The following is a 22,272-nucleotide window of genomic DNA, read 5'->3' on the forward strand; positions in this document are numbered from 1 at the left end:
GGGTCCTACCCGGCCGAGACCGGTCGTGAACGGTTGGGCGCGGGGTCGCTGCGCCCGGCGGGGTCGGCCGACACCACGATCACCTCGTCCTTGGAGTTCCAACGGTGGCGTGCGGCCTTGTGCGGGTTGAGCCGGAGGCCGTGATCCGGCGACAGGGCACGGCGCTCGTGCAGCCGGTACCCGATGGCGCATTCCCCGCGTGCGCGGGCCGCGGCGACGACGGTGGCGAAGCTCGCCTCGCTGCCCGGGCGTACGTAAGTCCCCGCCGGGCACAGTCGCACCGTGCTGCCGTCGGCGGAGAACAGCTCGTTGAACACGGGTGCGAGGTGTCGGTTCTGGGTGATCTGCGCCATGAGCAGTCCGGTCAGGTTGCCGCTGACGATGACGTCGGAGCCGGGTTCGACCGGCGCCAGGGGACGGTTGCGGTCGTCTGTGAGTTCGGCGACCACGCGCAGCTCCCGGGCGGTGCTCTCTTCCAGAAGGCGCAGCCCCAGCAGGGTGACGAGCGTCCAGTCGTCGGGACGGTCGGGGCCCGCGCCCGGTTCGGGGCCGAGGACGACCAGTCCGTCGTACCGGGAGAGGTCGAGACCCAGCAGGGTCTCGGGGTGCGACAGGGGCGCGGATCGGAAGCACACGGCGAGTGGAGGCGGAGCCGGCGCATCCGCCTCCGGGCCGTGGCTCGGCCCCGACATCGGCTCGCGCCCCGGCTCCCACGTGGGCTCCTGCCCCGGCTCGTGTTGTGGCCCGGGATCCGTCGCCGGGAGCGGCTCCGCCGCCCGGGGTCCGGGCACGGCGAGGTCCGTGACCACGTCGAGCACGGAACCTGGCCGGGCCGTCCGGCGGAGCTGTCCGACCACGAGGGGTGCCCGGCGGTTCCACCCGAGCAGGAGCAGCCGCGAGGCCTTCTCGGGCGGGGGCGCGGCCGTACTGACCGCCGATGGATCGACGAGGTGCTCGCAGTCCTCCGGCCGCGCCGAGTCCTCGTCGCGGGACAGGACGATCAAGTGGCTGCCCGGTTCGACGAGGGTGTCGGCCGGCGGGTTCAGCACCGTACGGGCGTCCGCGGTGAGCAGCCCGATGACGCAGGAGTCCGCGTAGCCCAGCAGCGCCGCGCCGAAGGGACCGCCTTGGAAGGGGGTCGCGTCGACGACATGGAACTCGGATCCGGCGAAGTCGAGCAGGTCCCGAAGGACGAGGGAGAGGCCGGGGCGGCCCACGCACTGGGCGATCAGCCGGGCCGTGACGGTGTCGGTCCGCAGGACCGTACCGCGCGGGCCGGCGGCGAGCCGCGCCGGTGCGTGGTACCTGTCTTCGCGCACCGCGGCCAGCACCGGCGGCCCGTCCGCGCCCGTACCGAGAACCGCTCGCAGCGCCAGCAGGATCCGCAGAACCTCCGCGTCGGCGCCCGGTTCGCCCGAGGACAGCACCAGGACCGTGCTCGCCGTCTGCGGGCTGACCAGGGTGAGCACACCGGGATCACTCGCGGGCCCGCTCCGGCAGATGACAGGGGTACGTCCGCTGCCCGGGCCCGTACGCGCGGCGAGCGCGCGCTCCATCTCGGTCTTGTCCCGGTCAGCGAGCAGCACGATGGCCCTCGGCCGGTCCGGGGCCTGAGCGGCGGCCAGCTCGCTCACCACCGTGCCCGCCTGGTCCGACCAGCCGAGCACCACGATGTGCCCTTGTTCCAGGACGGTCGACCGCCCCCGGCTCAGCTCGGCCATCCGGTCGGCCAGTCCCGTGGTGATCACCCCGACCAGCGTCGACACGCACAGCAGGGCCACCAGCCCGAGCAGTGCCGCGAGCGTCATGCGCAGCGGTGTTCCGGTCACGGCGCCCAAGCGCAGCGTCTCGGCGCTGGTCCGCCAGGCGGCCGTCAGCCGGCCCGACAGTGAGCGCGGGGACCCGGGGTCCGTCCACACGAGCAGGGTGCTCACGGGGACGACGACGGCCAGGCAGGTGATCACCAGCCAGCCCGTCGTCGTCCCCGTGAGCCTGTCTCTCATACACACCTGACGCTGCTCACGACCTCCTCTGCCTACGTCGAGCCGGCTGCCATGTCTTGCGTACAACAGCTCGGCCCTCGTCTCACACTTCACACCGTCACGTCCATATCAACGACCAGCCTAACCACTGCCTTGGCGCAAGTGGTTCCTCGCGACCCGCACGACGTCCTCGCGGAACTCCTGGGGATAAGGCTTGGGCACAGCGACATCCTTCCCACCTGCCATGCAAGGCAAGCCAGTTCAGATGTCACCCGATCGTGCGGCAGACCCCCCCTTCGTGCCGTACTCGTCGGAGATCGAGATGGAGAGGTGCACGCTGCACATCTGGCCGGGGGTGGCGCCGGGGTAGTCGAGCCTGATTCCCGGTGACTCGTCCGGGTACGTATCGAACACCCACGTCGCCGGACCGGTGTGAAACGCGGAAGGGGCCTGCCCGCAGCCATGCCCAGGCTCCGGCACGTTCTCCAGTTCCGCAGAACCGTCCGCCCGGACCGTCAGGCGTCCGCCACTTGAGGCTGACCAGACCCCTTCCACGTCATTGACGGCGAGCGGCGGACCGCTGCGGTCCTCGGTCAGGTCGACAGGGAAACTGGTCAGCGCCGCGATGACACAGCCTCCGGCAGCAACCGACAACCAGACAAATCGCCGCGGCAGATCAGTCACTGACATCCTCATCTCAAGCAGGTGCCCTGGGCATTCCCCGGCACTCCTCAATCATGATCCAGACGTTAATCAGATGGAACCCTGCTTGGAGGGACGGGCCCAGCCGGGAACAGGGTGGGTCATGTAGCCCTGGCGCAGCCCGTGGTCATGAAGCGTGATCGTCGAGCCGTCCGGGCCCAGCACCCCACTGACACGAAACCGGCACGTCGCACAACGTTGAGGGATGCGGCCGGGGTTGTGATGACGGACAGGTACCGTTTGGCCATGGATCCTTCGGGGGCGAACACTACTGACAACGAGAACACCGGGCGGGCGGCGGTCATCCAGTACTTCGGCTTCGCGATCGCCGTCGCGGCCGAAGGCGTCGGCCTCGTGGTTCCTCCCGACGAGACGACGCCGTAGGGATGAACCAGCGAATAGAACTGCACCTGGCCGGCGCACGACTGAACCTCCACAGGGAGCGGTGGCTCGCAGAGGGCTTGTCCGTATCGCCCACCCTGTGGCGACATCAAGCGGGTTCACACGCACCCGCCGAGCGCGGGCCGCTCACGGCCCCCGACGGCCTGGCTGTACGGATCACAGGACCGGACTGGGGCGTGGTCCTGTCCGTCGAGCTGCAGCCCGACGGGACGGCAGGTCTGACGTACCACGCACCCCTCGGGTGGGTGGAGGAGCGCATGCGTGTCCGCTCTCTCGAAGCATGGGACGCACTGCTGGACAACGCCGTCCGGCGCGCTTGCGGCCTGAAGGTGCAGCACGCCCACTTGCTTGCCGCCAGCTGCACCACGGGCTGGCTCGACTGGTTCCACGGCGAGTTGTGGCTACTGCCGGACTCCCTGGTTCGCATTCGCAGCGGATTCGCCGACACCGTCGTGAACTCCATCAGTCCCGGCGTACGGGAACACACCGCCACCAGTGTGATCGGCTACGACCCGGCGGCCGTCCTAGGGGGCACCGCACCAACAAGGTCATTCCCTTCGACGGCATCGCGCACGCCAGCCTGCACCGCGGTCTCACCACGTCCAGCCTTGCCGTGACGATGACGGACGGCACCCGCCACAAACTGCTGTGGCTGTCCTCCGAACCAGCCCGCCGCGTACTGACGGACCGGCTGCTGCCCGTACTCGGGTCCCGCCTGACCCGGTGATCGGAGTGTGCCTCAAGATCACGGAACTACAGCCTGCCTGGCTACGGCCGGTGTCACGGTCTAGGTGTACTGCCTCGGGAGGTTGTGGACGGGTGATGGAGGTCTCGGTTGAGGGGTCTTGAACGGGTGAGGGCCTTCCGGGTTCGGTGTGGATTGCGACGTCTACACCGACCAGAAAGGCCCTCGTGGTCCACCGTAATGCACCCCTGACCGAGACCGGACGGCTGCGTCTGGCCCGCTGCGTGGTCGAGGACGGCTGGCCGCTTCGCCGGGCCGCCGAGCGTTTCCAGGTCTCACCGACCACCGCTCAGCGGTGGGCCGCCCGCTACCGCAAGCTCGGCGAGGCCGGAATGCCCGACCACTCCTCCCGCCCGCATCACAGCCCGAAGCGGACCCCCACCCGCACCGAACGGCGGATCATCAAGGTCCGCCTCCTGCGGCGCTGGGGCCCCGCCCGCATCGCCCACCTGCTGCGACTGGTGCCCTCGACCGTGCACCGGGTCCTGGTCCGCTACCGCATGGCCCGTCTCACTCACCTGGACCGGGCCACCGGACGTGTCATCCGCCGCTACGAACGCGAGCGCCCGGGCGAACTCGTGCACGTCGACATCAAGAAGCTGGGCAACATCCCCGACGGCGGCGGCCACAAGACCCGCGGACGACAGGACGGCCGCAAGAAACGTGGTGCCGGCTACAGCTACATCCACACCGCCGTCGATGACCACTCCCGCCTGGCCTACAGCGAGATCCTGGCCGACGAGAAGAAGGAAACCGCCACCGCTTTCTGGGCCCGTGCCCAGACCTACTTCACCTCGTGCGGCATCACCGTCGAGCGCGTCCTGACCGACAACGGTTCCTGCTACAAGTCGTACGCCTGGCGCGACCTGCTGGCGGCGGCCGGGATCGCCCACAAACGAACCCGGCCCTACCGGCCCCAGACCAACGGCAAGGTCGAACGCCTCAACCGCACCCTGCTGGACGAGTGGGCCTACGCCCGCCCCTACCGGTCAGAGACTGAACGCCGGGCAGCGTTCCCGCAGTGGCTGCACACCTACAATCACCACCGCGGACACACCGCGCTCGCAGGCAAACCACCCGCCAGCCGCATCCCCAACCTCACAGGGCAATACATCTAGGCCGGAACCGTCCTCAAACCGCGGAGGGCTTTCCCGCTCGATGGGGCAGGACCGCACAGGCCGGTACTTTCCCCCGGCGCCGGCAGGGTTGATGTGGGTCAAGACCGCAGAAGAGAGCGACGGGGAGACGAGCTACGAGCTTGGCCGGGTACCGGGCAGCCAGGCACCGATGGAGTACACCGAACTCGTGTTCCCTGCCATCACACCGCAGGTCCGTGGGCCCATCTCACAGCCGCATTACGCTCTCCCCGCCGTACGTGCTGCTGCCGAACCCGACCCGCTCAAAGCAGCTCTCAATGCGGTCTGGGATGCGCTGAACACGTACGGAGAGCACTACCTGAAGTTGCTGGGTGAGATCCGGTCGATCTGGGGCGGGCGGATATCCGTACCGGATGCAAAGACACGGCCTGCTGATCTGGGCCGACGAGTGCGGAGCGGACGAGGGAGCGTAGCGATGGTCAACTACCGGGTGAGGTGGGTACGCGCGCGCGACGGCAAGGCCATGGTGTCCGCGGTGAGCTACGACCAGCCCAGCGCCGAGCACCGCAAGGCAGATCTCGAGGCCGAGGGCGCCACGGACATCAAGATCGTGAAGGTGCGGGCCGGCGAGTAGGGCCGCCCGATTCGCGTGCACCCGGCCGTTTCCACGGCACACGCGGGCGTTGAATGCGAACAGCCCCCTCGACCTGGTGGTCGAGGGGGCTGTTGCGTTGGTAGCGGGGACAGGATTTGAACCTGCGACCTCTGGGTTATGAGCCCAGCGAGCTACCGAGCTGCTCCACCCCGCGTCGGTGAACACCACCCTACGGCACTGGCCCCACTCCGAAGCTGATTCCAAACAGTTGACCTGCGGCTTCGGGGTTCAGAAACAGCTTGCAAGGACCACCAGCGACTAGGGTCTGCTCGACATCGACGAGACCGCGGCCCGCGGCCCGCGAGGACCGACCCGTACGGCGCCGGGCCGGTGGATACTCGGGGCATGACTGTCTCCAACCCCGGTCTCGACGACGCCGTGCTGTACAGGCTGAAATTCGCCCGCCGGCTTCCCCCGAGCCTGTCTGCGCTGACCGGGCCCGTCCACGGAGTCATCGAGCTTCCCCTACACGTGGCCTGGTCCGGGCTGCGCGCCTTCGACCTCGACCAGCCCCGCCAGCGCATGGGCCTCTACCGCACCGTCCTGGCCGAAGGCACCCGCGAGGACCTGTGCCGCTTCCTGAACGCAGAGCTACTCGCCAGCCTGTGGCCGGTCCTGCGGACCCTGGCCGGACCGAGCGTGCGGGGCGTGTGGGAGGAAGCCTTCCCCCAGCTCCGGGAGAAGACCGCGGCGTGAAGATGCCCGACTTGCATGCGCGGCTGCTCGCCGACGTGCTCGCGCTTGGATCCCCCTACCCCCTGGTCCTGACCGGCGGCTACGCGGACAGGCGCACGTGTGAGCGTTCACGTTTTTCCCCATCGGGTGGTTTGAGCTTCATGTAATTCCTCATCCCGACTTCTCCTAATTGGCCATGGGTACGACGGAGTTCGGGATCGAGGGACCTGGTCATCGCGGAGGCGCATGGGCGGCCCTGGGCCTGTGGTTCGGAAGGCCGATGGTCAGCCCGGATGGCAAGGAGAACGTTCGTCGTGGTCGACATCACCGAGATCTATGTCCACTGGTACGCGGGCCGCTCGAAGAGCGAGCTGGCCGCGTCGCTGGGGGTGGACCGCAAGACGATCAGGAAGTACCTGGAGCCGGCGGAGGCGTCCGGGATCACGCCGGGCGGACCGCCGATGAGGGAAGCCGACTGGGCCAAGCTGATCAAGAGCTGGTTCCCCGAACTCGGCGACCGGCGGCTGCGGCAGATCACCTGGCCCGACATCGACCAGCACCGCGACTACATCAAGAACCTGCTGGGGACGGTGACCGTCTCCACGATCCACCAGCGGCTCCGGGACGAGCACAAGCTGGACGTGTCGATCTCCTCGTTCCGCCGGTGGGTGCACGCCACGCTGCCCGATGAGACGGCAAGGTCCCAGGTCACGGTCTTGCGGGATGACGTCGAGCCGGGATCGGAGGCTCAGATCGACTACGGTCACCTGGGCCAGTGGACCAATCCGAAGACCGGTAAGCGCCACCGGATCTGGGCCTTCGTGATGGTGCTGCCGTGCTCGCGGCACATGTTCGTCCGCCCGGTCCTCTACCTGCACCAGCACGCTTGGACCGAGGCCCACGTCGCCGCATTCCGCTACTTCGGGGGCGTCCCGCGCCGACTGGTGCCGGACAACCTGCGGACGGGGGTCGACAAGCCTGATCTCTACGATCCGAAGATCAACAAGGCATATGCTGAGCTCGCCACCCACTACGGGGCCTTGGTCGATCCTGCCCGTGCTGCCCGGCCCAAGGACAAGCCGCGGGTCGAGCGGCCGATGCCCTACATCCGGGACTCGTTCTGGCGGGGGCGGGAGTTCACCTCGATCGAGCACATGCAGGCCGAGGCTGTGACCTGGAGCCAGAAGGTGGCTGGCCGACGGCAGTGCCGGCCGTTGCAGGGAGCCGCACCGATGGCGGTGTTCGAGGCCGTCGAAGCCGAGACCCTGCTGCCGCTGCCGCCCACGCCGTTCGTGCTGGCCCGCTGGTCGACGGCGGTGGTCGGGCCGGACATCCACGTCAAGGTCGGCCGCACCCTCTACTCGGTGCCCTGGAAACTGATCGGCCGCAGGGTCGACGTCCGCTCGACCGCCACGATGGTGCAGGTCTTCCTCGACGGCGACCTGGTCAAGACCCACGTGGCACTTGAGCAGGGCAAACGCACCGACAGGACCGACTACCCGCCGGAGAAGATCGCCTTCCAGATGCGCACGCCGATCTGGTGCCGGACCCAGGCATCCGAGGTCGGGGACGCCTGCCGGACCGTCGTCGACCAGCTGCTGGAGGTCAACGCTCTCTACCGGCTCCGCGCCGCCCAGGGAATCCTCGGCCTGAAGAAGAAGTACGGCGACGCGAGGCTGGAGGCCGCCTGCGCGAGGGCCATCACGGTCGGAGATCCGTCCTACCGCACCATCAAGGGCATCCTGATCGCCGGCACCGAGACCGATCCGGAGCCCGAATCCAGCGGGGACGCGGGAGCCGCGGCCTTCCTCCACGGGCCCAAGCGGCTCTTCGCCTCCGTCGCCCCGTCCGAGACGGCGGACGAGCTCCACGACGACCAGGTCCACGGCGAAGCTGAGGGAAGCATCTGATGAGCGTGATGGACTCTGCCCTGCGTGAGTCGCTGAAGTCGCTGCGGCTCTCAGGAATGCTGGAAACCCTCGATGCCCGCCTGGCCCAGGCTCACGGCGGCGAACTCGGGCACCTCGATTTCCTCCAGGTCCTCTGCCAGGACGAGATCACCCGCCGCGAGACCGTCACCTTCCAACGGCGCCTGACCCGGGCGAAGTTCGAGCAGCAGGTCACCCTGGAGGAGTTCGACTTCACCGCTTCCTCAAAGCTGCCGGCCGCCCAGATCCGCGACCTCGGGGCCCTTCGCTGGCTCCACTCCGGCGAGTCGGTCATCCTCTTCGGCCCGGTCGGAGTCGGCAAGACACACGTCGCCCAGGCCCTCGGCCACCTCGCCGTCCGCCAGAGCGCCCACGTCCGGTTCGCCAAGACCAGCCGGATCCTCGCGGACCTCGCCGGCGGCCACGCGGACCGCACCTGGGACAAGCGGATCCGTGAACTGGTACGGCCCGACGTGCTCATCCTCGACGACTTCGCCATGCGCCAGCTCGGAGCGTCGTCGCCGAGTCGCTGCTGGACCGGCTGATCAACACCAGCCACCAGGTCATCATGAACGGCCCCAGCTACCGCCCGAACAAGCGACCCAAGAACCCCACCGACAAGCCGGCCAAACCCACGATCACCTAGGCGGTTTCGTTTGGATCATCTGGCAGACCAGAGGACGATGCCCGCGACTTGGCAGCAGCTGGCCACCAGGCAACCAATCGGGCGGCCATCGCTTCCGGCCGCAGGCCCAGAGGGTCGAGACCGAAGTGATCCTCCAGTTCGTGCCGCAGGAATACACCGATCTCGGTCTGGTTGGCGCCACCGTGGAGCCGCTGGAGCAGAGGCGCGAGCATGCAGTCGTACTCGTCCTGCACATCGTCGGCGACGCCTATCGGATCCCACTCATTGAGTAGATGCCGCAGGGCGTTCTCGGTGACGTCGGTTCCAGGTCGCATCGTTCCAGGGTGCCACCCAGGAACCGTCGTCACCACTGGCCCCCACCGTGATCCAAACGAAACCGCCCAGCTAGGACCACCTCCCGGACGGCTGGCCGACGATGATGTCGGTCCGGGGTGAGATCGTTTCCCGCATGGCCGACACAGAGGAAGCAGAAACCGACGTTGAGCACGCCGTCATCGTCCGCTATCGACTGGCCGATGACGGCCTTGGCAGACCCAGCCAACGGGAGGTCGTCCTTCAAGCCCAGTCCCTCCTGAACGAGGCGATCGAGCAAGCCGATGTCGGCGAGTTCGACGGAAACGAATACGGAGGCGGCGAGGTTGTCCTCTATGCCTACGGACCGGACGCCGATGCACTCTTCACCGTCATGGCACCCATCCTGCATGGCCTGCCGTTCCGGCCAGCACACGCCGTCTTGCGCTACGGCTCCGTTGATGACCCATCGGCTGCCGAACATCGCATCGACCTCTGACGAGACGAGTCGCCAGTCCCAGCCCCGGACGGGCACCTGGGGAATTACGTGAACTTCCCCCTGGGGAATTACGCGAACGTCCACAGCCCTCGACCTACGTCGGCACCAGCCCGGAAGCCTCGTACGGCTCGCGCCGTATCTCCACGAGCGGACCGCCGGGCGGATCGGCTCCCTCGCCCGCCTCATCCGCCAGGCTGCTCTCACGGCTCTGACAGACGGCACCGAACGCATCGCCAAAGCCACCCTCGACCACATCCGCCTGGACCACCTCGCCGAACAACACCACGGGCGGGGGCTTGGTCAGTGCCAGGTTCGGCGGTCGCGGGCCGCGGTGAACAGGGCTTCCACGGCCGGGGGTTTGAGGGTGGTGGAGGACCGGGTCAGGGAGGCCGCCGCCGTCGCGGGGGTGAGGACGCGGACGTCGCGCAGGGACGGGGTCACGTCCAGGCGGGTCGCGTCCACCACCGCCAGGACCGGGGTCACCGCGGCCGACAGGGCCCGTGTCGCGTACGCCGCCGCGCGACGCGACGTGCGCGGGTCCGGGCGGGACTCGGTGCGGCCCACCGTGAGGAGGAGGTCGCCGGCCACCGCGCGCTGTCGGCGGCCCTGGACCGTGTGGACGCAGAAGACCCCCGTCGGGCCGATCACCAGGTGGTCCGCGATCCCCTCGACGGAGTGCAGGACCCGCCACTCCTCCGACTCCGCCAGCGCGTCCAGTACGTCGCCCATCCGCTGCCGGGCGGCGAGCTCCTGGCGCAGCCGGTGGCGGGTGCGGGCGCCGGCGGAGCCGTGGGTGATCTCGCCGAGCAGTGCCTCGCCCGGCCGGTTCGGGGCCAGGTCCTCGTCCGGCGGGAGCGCGAGGCGCAGCATGTCAGCGGCCGTGGGGACGGGTGGCGGGCCGATCGAGACGGTCCCGGTCAAGTACGGGCGCAGGACCGTCAGGATCTCCTCCCGGCGCTCGTCCGCCAGCACGCTGATCCGGTTGGCCCGCCGGTCGTACCAGGCCACCGCCCGGCCGTCCGGCAGGTTCACATACAGTCGGCCGCGGCCCGGTCGGCCGCTCGGCAGTACCTTCAGTCCCCGCGAAGCCATCGGCCTCACCCCCGCCGTCCATGGGAGCAGGCCGGACGCCCGGCGGCAATCCCCCGGTTGTGTCTCCCTGGACCCAGGGCCCGCCCCGCGCGTGTAACGACTCCGTCGGCTCGCTGCCGTGTGGCTGTTACAAAAGCAACGCGTTACCGCAACGGCCGGTGCATACGTTTATCCCACCTGGACGCTCCAGGGCCTGACCAGCACCGAAGGACTCCCCCGTGAACTCCGTGAGCCGCCGCCGCAGCCGCCGCAGCCGCCGCACTCTCGTACGCGCCGCCGCCGTGGCCGTGTGTGCCGGCACCCTGCTGGCGTTCCCGGCCGCCGCGGCGCTGGCCGAGGGGATCCCGGCCGCCTCCTCCGCGCAGGCGGCGACGCCGCCGCGGACCCTGGTCAAGAGCCTCGCCCTCGCGGACGGAGTGTCCACGGCAAAGGTCTACCGCGTCGCCAAGGACGCGTACCAGGCCGAGGTGCTCGGCCCCGACGGCGCCAAGGCCGCCACCCTGACCAGCCGCGACGGCGCCACCGGCTTCGGCGAATCCGGGCGGCTACACCTCGCGCTGCGGGCCGACGGCCGGCTCAGCTCCTGGGTCGGGGAGACGGCGGACGGCGGGGACGGCGGGGACGGCGCCGCCGGCCACTCCGTCGGCAGCGCCGGCCACAAGACCGCCTCCAGGGACGGCGTGGCCGTCTCCGCCTCCGTACGGGAGCCCGCGCGCCCGGGCGCCGGCACCGCCGAGGCGCTGCGCCTGCAGACCCTGGCCGACGGCCCCGGTGACGGCATGCTGCTGCTCGCCGCCGGCGGCGGCATCGCGGCGGTCGGCGCCGCCGGGCTGGGCTTCGCGATGCTGCGCCGGGGGCGTACGGACGCCTAGGCGGGCCTAGGCAGGCCCAGACGGGCCGAGACCGGCCGAGACCGGCCGAGACGGGCCGAGACGGGCCGAGACCGGCCGACCTCCGGTCGGCCCCCGTCGGCCCCGGTCGCACGGGCAGAAACGATGCGCCTCTGCTTACTGTGGACGGGCACATGGTCACGGGAGAGGAGGGCGTACGAGTGGTGAGCTCGCTTCCCTCCCCCGGCCGGAGCCCGCGACGCCGCCGGAGCCGGCGGCGCTTCGCCGTGGGGCTGCTGGCCCCCCTCCTGCTGCCGCTCGCGGCCGCCTGCGGCAACGCCGGCGGGCTGGCCGGCGCGGGCCCGACCCCGACCGCGAGCGGACCCGTACACCTGTGGCCCGGGCGCAAGGGCGCCACCGTGCCGCCCGCCGATCCGGGGGGCGCGCCGCCCGAGTACGTACCCGGCATCGCGCCCGTCCTGGACCAGAACGTGCACTCCATCGACCCGGTGACCCTCGTACAGGCGGAGCTGCGCGCCCACCGGGGTGTCCGGACCGGGCCCGACGGGATGCCGCCGGAGACCGCCGCGGCCATCGCGGCGTGCGGAACGGACGGCGCCGGTCCCGAGGACTGCCCGGTCCTGACGCCGTACTACCGGGATCTGACCGGGAACGGCAAGGACGAGCTGATCGTCGGCATCGCCTATCCCGAGCAGCAGATGTCCGTGCGCGTGTACACGGCTGACGCCGAGGGCCGGCTCAACCGGATCATGGCGACCACCGACACCGTCATCTCCGTCGAGCTCGCCGGGCAGGACGTGATCCTGCGCGTCCCGAGCGGGAACGCGGGCTACGAGGTGAACACCACCTGGTCCTGGGACGAGACGCAGCGCTCGATGCTGCCCTCGCGCGAGCAGATCGTCCGCGTGCGCCCGGCCGGCCCGAGCCCCGATCCTTCGGCTTCCTCGATTCCCCCGGTTTCCCCAGTTCCCACGGTTCCCACGGTTCCCCCGGTTCCCCCGGTTCCCCCGGCTTCGGGCGCCGGCGCGAGTCCGGGCACCGTTGCCGCGCGCCCCGGTGCGGCGGGGGCGTCGCCGTGAGCCTCCGGCTGCCCGCGTGGACGGCCACGCTGACCTGGAAGTCGGCCTGCTTCATCGTGGTGATGTGCTGCTCGCTCGCGGCGGTGCTGGGCGCGCTGGTGCACGTGGAGGTGACCCGGCAGACCGTGGCGACGGCCCGGGAGAAGGCGCTCGGCAAGCTGAACGACGCCTCGCGCGCCTACGAGGCCGGCGAGTTGCTGCCGCCCGAGTCGGGGCTCGATCCGGCCGGGCTGCCTGCGGAGCTGCGGGCGCTGGCCCTGTCCGGGCAGCGCGGCACGCTCGTGGCGGACCGCGAGGGCCGGCCGATGATGTGGGCGGCGGCCCCGGCCGACGGGAAGGCGCTGGCCACGGCCGTCGACTACGGGCAGAGCGCGCGGACGATCAGCGGGCTGGACAACGCGATCATCGGGTCCTCGGTGCTGGCGATCGGCGGGACCCTGCTCATGGGCGCCTTCGCCGTGACGCGCGTGACGCGGCGGCTGCACCAGACCGCGACGGTGGCCCGGCGGATCACGCAGGGCGATCTGGACGCGCGGGTCGGAGACCCCCGGACCAAGGACCCCTCGCGGCACCAGGACGAGGTGGCGACGGTGGCGGAGGCGCTGGACACCATGGCGGCCAGCCTGCAGGCGAAGCTGCAGAGCGAGCAGCGGTTCACGGCGGACGTCGCGCACGAGCTGCGCACGCCGCTCACCGGTCTGCAGGCGGCATCCGAACTGCTGCCGGAGAGCCGGGCGACGGAGCTGGTGCAGGAGCGGGTCCGCACGATGCGCCAGCTCACGGAGGACCTGCTGGAGATCTCCCGGCTCGACTCCCGCAGCGAGGCGGTGGAGACGGACCTGCACCAGCTGGGGCGGCTCGCGCTGCGGGTGGTGCGGGCTTCGGGGACGGCCGCGGAGGTGGTCGTGGTGCGGGACGCGCACGTGGAGACGGACCGGCGGCGCCTCGAGCGGGTGCTGGGCAATCTGGTCGCCAACGCCCACAAGCACGGCCGGGGGCTGGTGGTGGTGACGGTGGACGGACCGGTGGTGACGGTACGGGACCACGGCGACGGCTACCCCGACTACCTGGTGGCCCACGGACCGCAGCGGTTCCGGACCGGGGGCGCGGGGAAGGGCCACGGGCTGGGGCTGACCATCGCGGTGGGCCAGGCGGAGGTCATCGGGGCGGAGCTGGTGTTCCGGCAGGCGGCGGACGGGGACGGCGGGGCGGAGGCGGTACTGACCCTGCTCGAGGCCTCCGTGACCTGACGGGCGCACCCCCTGCGTGGCGTGCGGACCCTGACGGGCGGACCGTGACGGGCAGACCATGACCGGGCGGAGCGTGACCGGGCGGACCATGACCGGGCGGACCGTGACCGGGCGGAGCGTGACCGGGCGGACCCTGACTGGCCGGAGCATGACCGGGCGGAACGTGGCCGGGCGGAGCGTGACCGCCCGACCCCGACCGGCCCCTGCGTCAGGCCTGCGGCGGGGTCGGCTTCGTCCAGGGCCAGCGGAGCTTCGGCTTCCGGGCGTCCGGGGCGTAGGCGTACTTCCACCCCTTCAGCAGGCCCAGCCGCTTCGAGTACCCCGCGGGGACGCGCTCGTACAGCAGCACCGCGGGGGCGCCGCCGTCCGGGTCCGGGACGGGGATCTCGTACCACTTCGGCGGGTGGCCGGTCGGGCCGAGGAGGATCGGGAGGGTCCGGCCGTCCATCGGGCCGCCCTCGAAGGAGGTGGGTTGGCTTCTCACCCCTCCAGTCTCACAGCTTTCCGGAAATCACAGCAGGTGGGCCGCTTCGGAGACCACCGGGATCACCCGGCGGGCCAGCACGCCCACCGGACCGTCCGCCGATTCGAGCGCGAGGGCGGCGCGGGCCGCCGCGGCCGTCTCGGGGTCGGTGGCGGCCGTCGCGGTGAGGAGGGCGATGAACTGGTCGACCAGCCAGTCCCGGAGCGAGTCGATCTCCGGCTGCTTGCCCTCGTCGATCCAGATCAGCGAGGCGGCCTCGACCGCCGTGATCCAGGTGCGCACCATCATCCGCAGGCGCGGGCCGGGCTCCGGTACGCCGAGGTGGAAGAGGATCGCCTCGGCCGCCGCCCGGCGGATGCCGTCGACGGTGGCGGTCGTCCGGGAGGTCTCGACGACGCTGCCGCCCTGCAGGAGGGCGGAGAAGCCGGCGTCGTGCTCGTCGACGAATCCCAGGTACCGGTCCAGGGCCCGGGAGAGCCGCTGGGTCAGCGGTCCGGCCTGGGGTTCGGCGAAGCAGAGCCGCAGGACATCGGCCGCCGAGCGCAGGGCGGCCTCGTAGAGCTGCTGCTTGCCGCCGGGGAAGTAGCGGTAGACCAGGGGGCGCGAGACGCCGGCGGCCTCGGCCACGTCGTCGAGCGAGACGTCCTCGGGCGCCCGGTGCGCGAACAGCGTCAGGGCCGCGTCGAGGAGCTGGGCCCGCCGCTCCTCGACGCTCATCCTGCGGTACGCCCGTACGGCTGTCATGTCCGCAGGGTAGCCGCACACGCCGCTCTTCAGGCGGGGAGTGCCCGGGCGGGAATCCTCCGGGCCGGGAATCACCCGGGCCGGGAAACCCCGGGCCGGGAAACCTCAAGCCGGTAATCCTCAAGCCGGCAATCCTCAGGCCAGGAGTCCCGAGCTCTTCCAGAGCCTGCGGCCCACCCCGCGCATCACCCCGATGTCGTCGAGGAAGTCGGTCAGCCGCTTCGCCCCGGTCTGCATGACCTCCCTGCGGTGGCCGCTGGCCTTGACCTGGGCGAGGGCCTCGCGCCGGTCGACGCCGATGTTGTCGTAGACCTGGGGGTTGACGAAGGCCTGCGAGAAGACGCGGGCGGCCTGGCCGCAGCTGACGCGGGTGAGTTCCTGCTCCCAGCGCGGGGCGGTGAGCATCTGGCGGCGCAGCTCCTCGCGGGCGTAACGGACGTGTCGCGCCTCCTCGATGACGTGGATGCGGGTGACTCCGCGCACGAGGGGCTGGACGCGCTCGTCCGGGAAGGTCAGCCGCTGCATCCAGTCGAGGATCTCCTCGCCGAGGAGGGTGCAGGCGAAGGAGCCGGGGGTGGTGGAGACGGTCTTCAGGACGCGGGCGAGGTTGTGGTTGGTGCGGGAGACCGGGTACTCGGGGGCGCCGCCCGTCTTGATCATGCGGGCGAACATCATCGAGTGGCGGCACTCGTCGGCGATCTCGGTGAGCGCGTACCGGACGTGATTGCTGGTCAGGGGCTTGTCGTAGATGTGCCGGGTGAGCAGCTGCATGAGGATGATCTCGAACCAGATGCCGAGCGAACCGAGGGCCGCCGCCTCGTGCCGGGAGAGCTCGATGCGCTGCTCCTCGCCCATCCGCTTCCAGAGCGGGGTGTCGAAGAGGGAGAGCAGCTCGGGCGGCCAGTAGTACTTGCCGTCGATGGGCGGGGCGTCCCAGTCGAGTTCCTTGTCGGGGTCGAAGGAGTGCTTGACCGAGGATTCGAGGAGTCGCTCGGCTATCTGTTCGCGGTCCTTGAGCGGGCCGAGCGCATCGCGCAGCTCCGCCCTGCCGGTCACGGTCGTCATGGCTTCGGACACCTCACGAGTGGGTTGCCGTCGGTGGTGCCGGTGGTGGCCACCGGCGTTCACCGCTTATGAGACTGCTTGTCAGCAAGGTCGTCAATCCCCCGCGCACGACTTGTTGACCGCGCGTCTACCAACGTGTGACGCTGCCAACGGGAGCCGACGGACCGCTGCCCGGCTGCCAACTGGCCTGTCCTGTACGGAAGTACGTGAGACGAGGGGGCGTCAGTGTCGACGCACGAGCTCTACACCAGTGATCCGGGCGGGACCGTCTGGCCGGTCCCCGCTTCCGGAAACGCCCGGTTCAGCTGGGAGTACGACGGCGGCCGCGAGCGGCTGCTGGCCCTGTACCAGAAGGGCAAGGACAAGCAGTGGGACGGCGCCAAGCGCATCGACTGGGGCATCGAGGTGGACCCGCACGATCCGCTGGGAACCCCGGACGAGGCGCTGCCGCTGTACGGCACCCGGCACTGGGCCAAGCTGACGGACCGGGACCGGGGCGAGCTGCGCCGTCACTACAGCGCCTGGAACTTCAGCCAGTTCCTGCACGGCGAGCAGGGCGCGATGGTGTGCGCGGCGCGCATCGTGGAGTCGGTGCCGGACCTGGACGCCAAGTTCTACTCCGCCACGCAGACCATGGACGAGGCGCGGCACGCCGAGATCTTCGGCCGGTTCCTGCACGAGAAGATCGGGATGCTTTACCCGATCAACGACAGCCTGCAGGGGCTGCTCGGCGACACCCTGCGCGACTCCCGCTGGGACATGCCGTACCTGGGCATGCAGGTGCTCATCGAGGGCCTCGCGCTGGCCGCCTTCGGCATGATCCGCGACACCACCAACAAGCCGCTGCCCAAGCAGATCCTGGCCTACGTGATGCAGGACGAGGCACGGCACGTGGCGTTCGGGCGGATGGCGCTGCGCGACTACTACAAGCAGCTGTCGGACGCCGAGCTGCGCGAGCGCGAGGAGTTCGTGATCGAGGGCTGCTACCTGATGCGGGACCGGCTGCGCGGGGTGGAGGTGCTGGAGAACTTCGGCATCTCGCGCAGGGAGTCGGAGGAGTTCAGCGAGCAGTCGGAGTTCCTGGCGCTCTTCCGCAAGCTGCTGTTCAGCCGGATCGTGCCCTGCGTGAAGGACATCGGGCTCTGGGGCGAGCGGCTGCAGAAGGCGTACCTGGACATGGGCGTCTTCGAGATGGGCAACTCGAACCTGGACCTGCTGATGAGCCAGGACGAGGAGATCGCCGAAGCCCTCGATCGCGAGCGGTTCGCGGCCGAGGAGGAGCAGCGGGTGGCCGAAGTGGCCGAGGCCGTCGCGGAAGGGGCGGGCGGGTGAAGCGAGCGGCTGAGGCAGGCGGGTGAGGCGGGCGGCTGAGGCAGGCGGCGGACGGAGTGCCGGTGGATCGGGTGCTCCTCGGCGTCCGCGACCGTGGGGCGCTCCCCCGCCGCTCCCCGCCCAGGAACGCGCCCAGACATGCCTCGACGGCGAAAGCGCCCCAGGCGAACACCGCGAAGTTGGGGATGATCACATGCTCGACCAGCCACGCCCACGGGGCGAAGACCTCGTTGTCGACCCCTTTGAGGGTCCAGCCGTACAGGTCCTGCGGGGGGTCGGACTTGTTCCCGAAGTCCGGCGGGTGTTTCCAGGAAAGGTTCTGGATCCACAGCAGGCCGACCGCGACCCGGCACACGGCCAGGAGCACACGCGAGAGCCGGGACGAGCCCAGTGGCTCCATGGCGGGGGGCGAAGACCGGATGGTGGGGGCCATGCTGAACGACCTCTGATCATGCTCCACGAGCGTGAGGAATCATCTGCCGTACTTCAATCCACTCACGCCGCCCCGGGCACGGCAAGCCGCAGGGCCTTACGAAGCGCGAACGGCAGGGGCGTCAGTACGCAACACTTCGGGGAACCGGTGACGTCCCGGCGCGCACCCGGACAGCAGGGCGCTGCTGCGCCTAGCGTTCACGGTCATGCGTGTACTTGTCACCGGAGGCGCGGGCTTCATCGGCTCGCACGTCGTCACCACGCTCGCCGCCCGCGGCCACGACCCCGTCGTACTCGACGCCCTGCTGCCCTCGGCCCATCCGACCGCCACGCCGCCACCCGCTGCGGCCGCGGACTGGATTCACGCGGATGTACGGGACCGGATGGTGCTTGCCCGGGCGCTGCACGGCGTGGACGCGGTCTGCCATCAGGCGGCCATGGTGGGCCTGGGCAAGGACTTCGCCGACGCGCCCGCCTATGTGAGCTGCAACGACTTCGGGACTGCCGTGCTGCTGGCCTCCATGGCGGAAGCCGGGGTCCGCTCGCTGGTCCTCGCGGGATCGGGGGTCGTCTACGGGGAAGGCCGCTACGACTGCCCCCGGCACGGGCAAGTACACCCCGGGCCACGCGCGGCAGCGGATCTCGATGCCGGGCGCTTCGAACCCACCTGCCGGGACTGCGGCGCCGAGCTGGTACCCGGACTGGTGGACGAGGACGCGCCACCGGATCCGCGCAATGTGTACGCCACGACCAAACTCGCCCAGGAGCATCTGGCCGCCGCCTGGGCGCGGGCGACCGGCGGACGGGCCGTGTCGCTGCGCTACCACAATGTGTACGGACCGGGGATGCCGCGCGACACCCCGTACGCGGGCGTGGCGTCTTTCTTCCGGTCGGCGCTCGCCCGGGGCGAGGCGCCGAGGGTCTTCGAGGACGGCGGGCAACGGCGGGACTTCGTACACGTCCGGGATGTGACCTCGGCCAACGTGCTGGCGCTGGAGGCCCTCGCCGGCCGGCAGCCGGGCGTGCTGAGCGCGTTCAACACCGGGAGCGGGGAACCGCACACCGTCGGGGAAATGGCGCAGGCGCTTGCCCTGGCTTACGGCGGCCCGGAGCCGGTGGTCACGGGCGAGTACCGGCTGGGGGATGTACGGCACATCACCGCGTCCTCGCAGCGCCTGAACCGTGAGCTGGGCTGGCGGGCGGAGACCGGCTTCGCCGAGGGAATGACGGAGTTCGCACGCAGCGGGCTGCGCGGGGCGTGATCCCCACAGCGCGAGGGCCTGGTCTCCTCCATGAGCGCGGCAGGAGTGGTCGAGACAAGGACGGCTGCGGCAGAAGTGGGCCCTGGACTGCTCCTCGGTGGCCACATCTCCATCCGATGTCCCGAATATTCGGTTTTGGTGGGTACGGTGAGGATGTGACCGATCTGGATGCGACGACGGTGGATGTCGTCCTGCCTTGTCTGGACGAAGAGCGTGCCCTGCCCTGGGTGCTGGAACGGATCCCGGCCGGTTGGCGGGCGATCGTCGTCGACAACGGCTCCAGCGACGGCTCTGGCGCTGTCGCCCGCGCGCTGGGCGCAACAGTGGTGTATCAGCCGGAGCTGGGGTTCGGCGCCGCCTGCCATGCGGGGCTGCTGGCGGCGGAGGCTGAGTTCGTCTGCTTCTGCGACTGTGACGCCTCTCTGGACCCCGGGCTGCTTCCCGCCTTCGTGCAAGAAGTCGCGGACGGAAAGGCAGACCTGGTGCTGGGGCGGCGCCGCCCGCAGGCACGTGGGGTCTGGCCCGTTCATGCGCGGGCCGCGAATCTGGCCCTGTCCCGGCTGGTGCGCCGACGCACCGGACTGCGGCTGCACGACCTGGGGCCCATGCGCGCCACCCGGCGTGAGCCGCTGCTGGGCCTCGGCCTCACCGACCGGCGCAGCGGCTACCCGCTCCAGATGGTCGTCTGCGCGGCCGACGCGGGCTGGCATGTCAGCGAAATCGACATCCCCTATCTGCCGCGGGCCGGTAAGTCCAAGGTCACCGGGACCTGGCGTGGCACCTGGCACGCGGTGCACGACATGCGCGCGGTGCTCTCGGAGCCTGCGCTGCCGCTCCCGGACCGTGGGGTGGCTACGCGGTGACCACGCTACTCATCCTTGCCAAGGAACCGGTGCCCGGGCGGGTGAAGACCCGGCTCACTCCGACGTACACGCCCCAGGAGGCGGCGCTCCTGGCTGAGGCGATGCTTGCCGATTCCCTGGAAGCCATGCTCGCGGCCCCTGCCGAGCGGCGTGTGCTGGTCCTCGACGGCACGCCTGGGGCGTGGCTGCCGCCTGGTATCGAGGTCGTGCCACAGGGGCGGGGCCGGCTGGACGAACGGCTGGCCGCGGCCTTCGGGGTGTGCACTGGTCCGGCCGTGCTCATCGGCATGGACACCCCGCAGGTCACCCCGGCCGTCCTGGCGCCCGCGCTGGCCGAGGACGCCTGGCAGGGCTGCGACGCCTGGTTCGGCCCGGCACTGGACGGAGGCTTCTGGGCCCTGGGGCTGGCCGAGCCCGATCCCGCAATGCTGCGCGGGGTGCCGATGACCCTGCCCGATACCGGCGCCCTGGAGCGGCGCCGGCTCACCAGGGCGGGGCTCACGGTGCGCGACCTGCCGGTGCTGCAGGACGTCGACACCGCCGCCGACGCACGGGCGGTGGCGGCCGCTGCCCCGCACACCCGCTTCGCCGCGGCCCTGGCCCGGTTGGCACAGGCCGGGGCGGGATGACCGCCGGCGTCCTGCCGTGCCCCTGTGCGGTACGTGAGCCGGTCCGCGGATCTGCTCCTCATGATCCGCCACGGCCCTTCGCAGCTGCCGGCCGGTCGATGGGCTTGTGCGGACTTCTCGCAATCTGTTCGAGAAGGACGGCGGCTGCGAACCTGTGATCAACCCGCCTACCGTCCGCACCGCAACCCTGCTGGCTTCCCTGACCGCTGTCCTCGTGCTGACCATCCGCAAGGACGGCTACCACTCCGATCCCGCCGGGCTGTCCTGGTGGTACGCGGCGTGCTGGCTCCTCTTCGCCGCCGCAGTGTGGTCGCTGCGCAAGGCGCCCCTCCGGCACGCCGTGGCCCTGGTTCTCGCGGGCGGCATCGCGGTGGCCGCCACCGGCCTGGCCGCACCCCCGCGGACCAGCACCGACGCCTACCGCTACGCCTGGGACGGCCGGGTGCAGGCGGCCGGGATCTCTCCGTACGACCACACTCCAGCCGACCCGGAACTGGCCGGGCTGCGCGACAGCTGGCTCTTCCCCACTGGCTCCGCGTGCGAGAAACCGGACCGGGCGCGCATCCCCGCACCCGCCGGTGAGACCCACTGCACCCGCATCAACCGGCCGCAGGTCCACACCATCTACCCGCCCGTCGCCGAGGGCTACTTCCTGCTCGTCCACACGATCTCGCCGGACGGCGCCCGGCACAAACCACTCCAGACCGGCGGGATGCTGCTTTCCCTCGGCGCCACGGCCGCCCTGCTGCTCGTGCTGCGCCGACGCGGAAATATCCGGTGGGCCGCGTACTGGGCCTGGTGCCCAGCCGTCCCCGTCGAGGCGGTCAACAACGCGCACGCCGATGTTCTCGGGGTACTGCTGACCGTCCTCGGGCTCAGTGTCGTCGTCCGGCACCGGATCGCGGGCGGCACCCTGCTCGGTGCGGCCGTCGCGACCAAACTGCTCCCCGCCGTGGTGCTACCCGGTGCCCTCTCGGGAGTACGGCGGGTCCGGGACGCGGCGGCCGTACTCCTCCCCGCCGCCGCGGTGCTCGCCCTCGTCTACCTGCCATACGCCCTCCTGTCCGAGGGCTCGGTCCTCGGCTACCTCGGCGGCTACATCGAGGAGGAGGGCTACGACGACACCTCCTCCGGCAGCAACCGATACGCACTGCTGCGCCTGCTCCTGCCCGACTCCTGGGCCCTGCCCGCCCTGGCCGTCGGGATGCTGGCCGTCGTGTGGCACGTCCTGCGGCGCGGCGATCCCGAACGCCCCTGGAGCGGAGCCCTGCTGGTCACCGGCACGGCGTTCCTTCTGTTGACACCGGGCTACTCCTGGTACGCAATGCTGCTCATCGCCCTGGTCGCGCTGGACGGCCGCTGGGAGTGGCTCGGCATCGCGGTGGCGGGAGCCGCCACGTACGTCACCCGCCGGGCCTTCGACGATCCGTACACCGTGGGGACCACCGCGTACGCCATCGCGGCGGCCGCCGTACTCACCGGATGGGCGTTGCGGCGCACCCGGCGGACCACCGCCGTCGGCGCGAAGCCCACGCCGGCCTCCACACGCCCACCCGACAGATGAACA

Annotated in this window: 23 protein-coding genes, 1 tRNA gene and 1 pseudogene; 17 read left to right on the forward strand and 8 right to left on the reverse strand. The window is 70.7% G+C overall.

The features are described 5' to 3' along the window. Positions 1-5: 5 nt before the first annotated feature. Both DRB89_RS35975 and DRB89_RS35980 read right to left on the reverse strand, forming a co-directional pair. Entirely contained in the window at positions 6-2,003 is a 1,998-nt protein-coding gene (locus DRB89_RS35975; RefSeq protein WP_112463595.1) for an NAD-binding lipoprotein, read from the reverse strand. Between the two features lie 240 nt (positions 2,004-2,243). Further along, entirely contained in the window at positions 2,244-2,666 is a 423-nt protein-coding gene (locus DRB89_RS35980; protein ID WP_162688862.1) for a hypothetical protein, read from the reverse strand. Between the two features lie 264 nt (positions 2,667-2,930). On the opposite strand from DRB89_RS35980, the gene DRB89_RS43380 reads away from it, so the two are divergent. From DRB89_RS43380 to DRB89_RS45315, 4 genes are all read left to right on the forward strand, one after another. Next, positions 2,931-3,068 carry a hypothetical protein gene (locus DRB89_RS43380; protein WP_162688863.1) on the forward strand — a complete coding sequence of 46 codons (138 nt, stop codon included), beginning with the start codon at positions 2,931-2,933 and terminating at the stop codon, positions 3,066-3,068. Positions 3,069-3,262: 194 nt separating this feature from the next. Continuing rightward, positions 3,263-3,703: a hypothetical protein gene (locus DRB89_RS35985; protein ID WP_112463596.1), complete on the forward strand. Its 441-nt coding sequence runs from the start codon at positions 3,263-3,265 to the stop codon at positions 3,701-3,703. Positions 3,704-3,998: 295 nt separating this feature from the next. Next, positions 3,999-4,949, forward strand: a complete 951-nt coding sequence (locus DRB89_RS35990; protein WP_112452292.1) for an IS481 family transposase — start codon at positions 3,999-4,001, stop codon at positions 4,947-4,949. Between the two features lie 91 nt (positions 4,950-5,040). Next, the gene (locus DRB89_RS45315) at positions 5,041-5,562 is read left to right on the forward strand and encodes a hypothetical protein (protein WP_239516513.1); all 522 of its coding nucleotides are present in this window, start codon (positions 5,041-5,043) and stop codon (positions 5,560-5,562) included. Positions 5,563-5,660: 98 nt separating this feature from the next. On the opposite strand, the gene DRB89_RS36000 is transcribed toward DRB89_RS45315, so the two are convergent. Continuing rightward, positions 5,661-5,737 (reverse strand) — tRNA-Met (locus tag DRB89_RS36000). 191 nt (positions 5,738-5,928) lie between these two features. Here DRB89_RS36000 and DRB89_RS36005 point away from each other — a divergent pair. From DRB89_RS36005 to DRB89_RS36015, 3 genes are all read left to right on the forward strand, one after another. Next, positions 5,929-6,279: a hypothetical protein gene (locus DRB89_RS36005; protein WP_112452293.1), complete on the forward strand. Its 351-nt coding sequence runs from the start codon at positions 5,929-5,931 to the stop codon at positions 6,277-6,279. A gap of 293 nt (positions 6,280-6,572) precedes the next feature. After that, the gene (istA, locus tag DRB89_RS36010) at positions 6,573-8,168 is read left to right on the forward strand and encodes an IS21 family transposase (RefSeq protein WP_112452294.1); all 1,596 of its coding nucleotides are present in this window, start codon (positions 6,573-6,575) and stop codon (positions 8,166-8,168) included. Continuing rightward, the gene (locus DRB89_RS36015; protein WP_275432048.1) at positions 8,168-8,731 is read left to right on the forward strand and encodes an ATP-binding protein; all 564 of its coding nucleotides are present in this window, start codon (positions 8,168-8,170) and stop codon (positions 8,729-8,731) included. The genes istA and DRB89_RS36015 overlap by 1 nt, the downstream gene beginning before the upstream one ends. Before the next feature lie 97 nt (positions 8,732-8,828). On the opposite strand, the gene DRB89_RS36020 is transcribed toward DRB89_RS36015, so the two are convergent. Continuing rightward, positions 8,829-9,146 (reverse strand): hypothetical protein, encoded by a 318-nt coding sequence (locus tag DRB89_RS36020; RefSeq protein WP_112452295.1) that lies wholly within the window; start codon positions 9,144-9,146, stop codon positions 8,829-8,831. Positions 9,147-9,280: 134 nt separating this feature from the next. Between DRB89_RS36020 and DRB89_RS36025 the strand changes: the two genes are divergently transcribed. Further along, positions 9,281-9,622, forward strand: a complete 342-nt coding sequence (locus tag DRB89_RS36025; RefSeq protein ID WP_239516514.1) for a hypothetical protein — start codon at positions 9,281-9,283, stop codon at positions 9,620-9,622. An 85-nt stretch (positions 9,623-9,707) separates the two neighbouring features. Further along, a pseudogene (locus DRB89_RS45320) lies at positions 9,708-9,908 on the forward strand (ATP/GTP-binding protein); the annotation flags it as partial. A 14-nt stretch (positions 9,909-9,922) separates the two neighbouring features. Here the strand turns inward: DRB89_RS45320 and DRB89_RS36035 are convergent. After that, the gene (locus DRB89_RS36035) at positions 9,923-10,654 is read right to left on the reverse strand and encodes a nuclease-related domain-containing protein (protein ID WP_239516516.1); all 732 of its coding nucleotides are present in this window, start codon (positions 10,652-10,654) and stop codon (positions 9,923-9,925) included. 278 nt (positions 10,655-10,932) lie between these two features. Between DRB89_RS36035 and DRB89_RS36040 the strand changes: the two genes are divergently transcribed. The 3 genes from DRB89_RS36040 to DRB89_RS36050 all read left to right on the forward strand — a co-directional run bounded on the left by DRB89_RS36040 (position 10,933) and on the right by DRB89_RS36050 (position 13,894). Next, positions 10,933-11,586 carry a hypothetical protein gene (locus DRB89_RS36040; RefSeq protein WP_112452409.1) on the forward strand — a complete coding sequence of 218 codons (654 nt, stop codon included), beginning with the start codon at positions 10,933-10,935 and terminating at the stop codon, positions 11,584-11,586. Between the two features lie 182 nt (positions 11,587-11,768). Then, the gene (locus tag DRB89_RS36045) at positions 11,769-12,644 is read left to right on the forward strand and encodes a hypothetical protein (protein WP_204357915.1); all 876 of its coding nucleotides are present in this window, start codon (positions 11,769-11,771) and stop codon (positions 12,642-12,644) included. Then, a complete protein-coding gene (locus DRB89_RS36050) occupies positions 12,641-13,894 on the forward strand; it encodes a HAMP domain-containing sensor histidine kinase (RefSeq protein ID WP_239516517.1) in 1,254 nt (417 codons plus the stop codon). The genes DRB89_RS36045 and DRB89_RS36050 overlap by 4 nt, the downstream gene beginning before the upstream one ends. 208 nt (positions 13,895-14,102) lie before the next feature. On the opposite strand, the gene DRB89_RS36055 is transcribed toward DRB89_RS36050, so the two are convergent. The 3 genes from DRB89_RS36055 to DRB89_RS36065 form a co-directional block, all read right to left on the reverse strand. Further along, the gene (locus DRB89_RS36055) at positions 14,103-14,378 is read right to left on the reverse strand and encodes a hypothetical protein (RefSeq protein ID WP_112452410.1); all 276 of its coding nucleotides are present in this window, start codon (positions 14,376-14,378) and stop codon (positions 14,103-14,105) included. A 27-nt stretch (positions 14,379-14,405) separates the two neighbouring features. Then, positions 14,406-15,122 (reverse strand): TetR/AcrR family transcriptional regulator, encoded by a 717-nt coding sequence (locus tag DRB89_RS36060; RefSeq protein WP_112452411.1) that lies wholly within the window; start codon positions 15,120-15,122, stop codon positions 14,406-14,408. Positions 15,123-15,257: 135 nt separating this feature from the next. Further along, a complete protein-coding gene (locus tag DRB89_RS36065) occupies positions 15,258-16,187 on the reverse strand; it encodes a diiron oxygenase (protein ID WP_112452412.1) in 930 nt (309 codons plus the stop codon). 225 nt (positions 16,188-16,412) lie between these two features. Here DRB89_RS36065 and DRB89_RS36070 point away from each other — a divergent pair, with 225 nt between their 5' ends. The 5 genes from DRB89_RS36070 to DRB89_RS36095 all read left to right on the forward strand — a co-directional run bounded on the left by DRB89_RS36070 (position 16,413) and on the right by DRB89_RS36095 (position 22,269). After that, positions 16,413-17,519, forward strand: a complete 1,107-nt coding sequence (locus DRB89_RS36070) for a ferritin-like domain-containing protein (RefSeq protein WP_112452413.1) — start codon at positions 16,413-16,415, stop codon at positions 17,517-17,519. Positions 17,520-18,157: 638 nt separating this feature from the next. Next, the gene (locus DRB89_RS36080; RefSeq protein ID WP_112452264.1) at positions 18,158-19,213 is read left to right on the forward strand and encodes an NAD-dependent epimerase/dehydratase family protein; all 1,056 of its coding nucleotides are present in this window, start codon (positions 18,158-18,160) and stop codon (positions 19,211-19,213) included. Between the two features lie 155 nt (positions 19,214-19,368). Further along, positions 19,369-20,076, forward strand: coding sequence for a glycosyltransferase family 2 protein (locus DRB89_RS36085; protein WP_239516518.1), 708 nt, complete (start codon positions 19,369-19,371; stop codon positions 20,074-20,076). Further along, positions 20,073-20,705, forward strand: a complete 633-nt coding sequence (locus DRB89_RS36090) for a DUF2064 domain-containing protein (protein WP_112452266.1) — start codon at positions 20,073-20,075, stop codon at positions 20,703-20,705. Before DRB89_RS36085 ends, DRB89_RS36090 begins: the two co-directional genes overlap by 4 nt. A gap of 154 nt (positions 20,706-20,859) precedes the next feature. Beyond that, the gene (locus DRB89_RS36095) at positions 20,860-22,269 is read left to right on the forward strand and encodes a glycosyltransferase 87 family protein (protein ID WP_112452267.1); all 1,410 of its coding nucleotides are present in this window, start codon (positions 20,860-20,862) and stop codon (positions 22,267-22,269) included. The last annotated feature ends 3 nt before the right edge of the window (positions 22,270-22,272 follow it).

Origin of the sequence: Streptomyces sp. ICC4, from assembly GCF_003287915.1 — a bacterium.
Lineage (GTDB): Bacteria > Actinomycetota > Actinomycetes > Streptomycetales > Streptomycetaceae > Streptomyces > Streptomyces tritrimontium.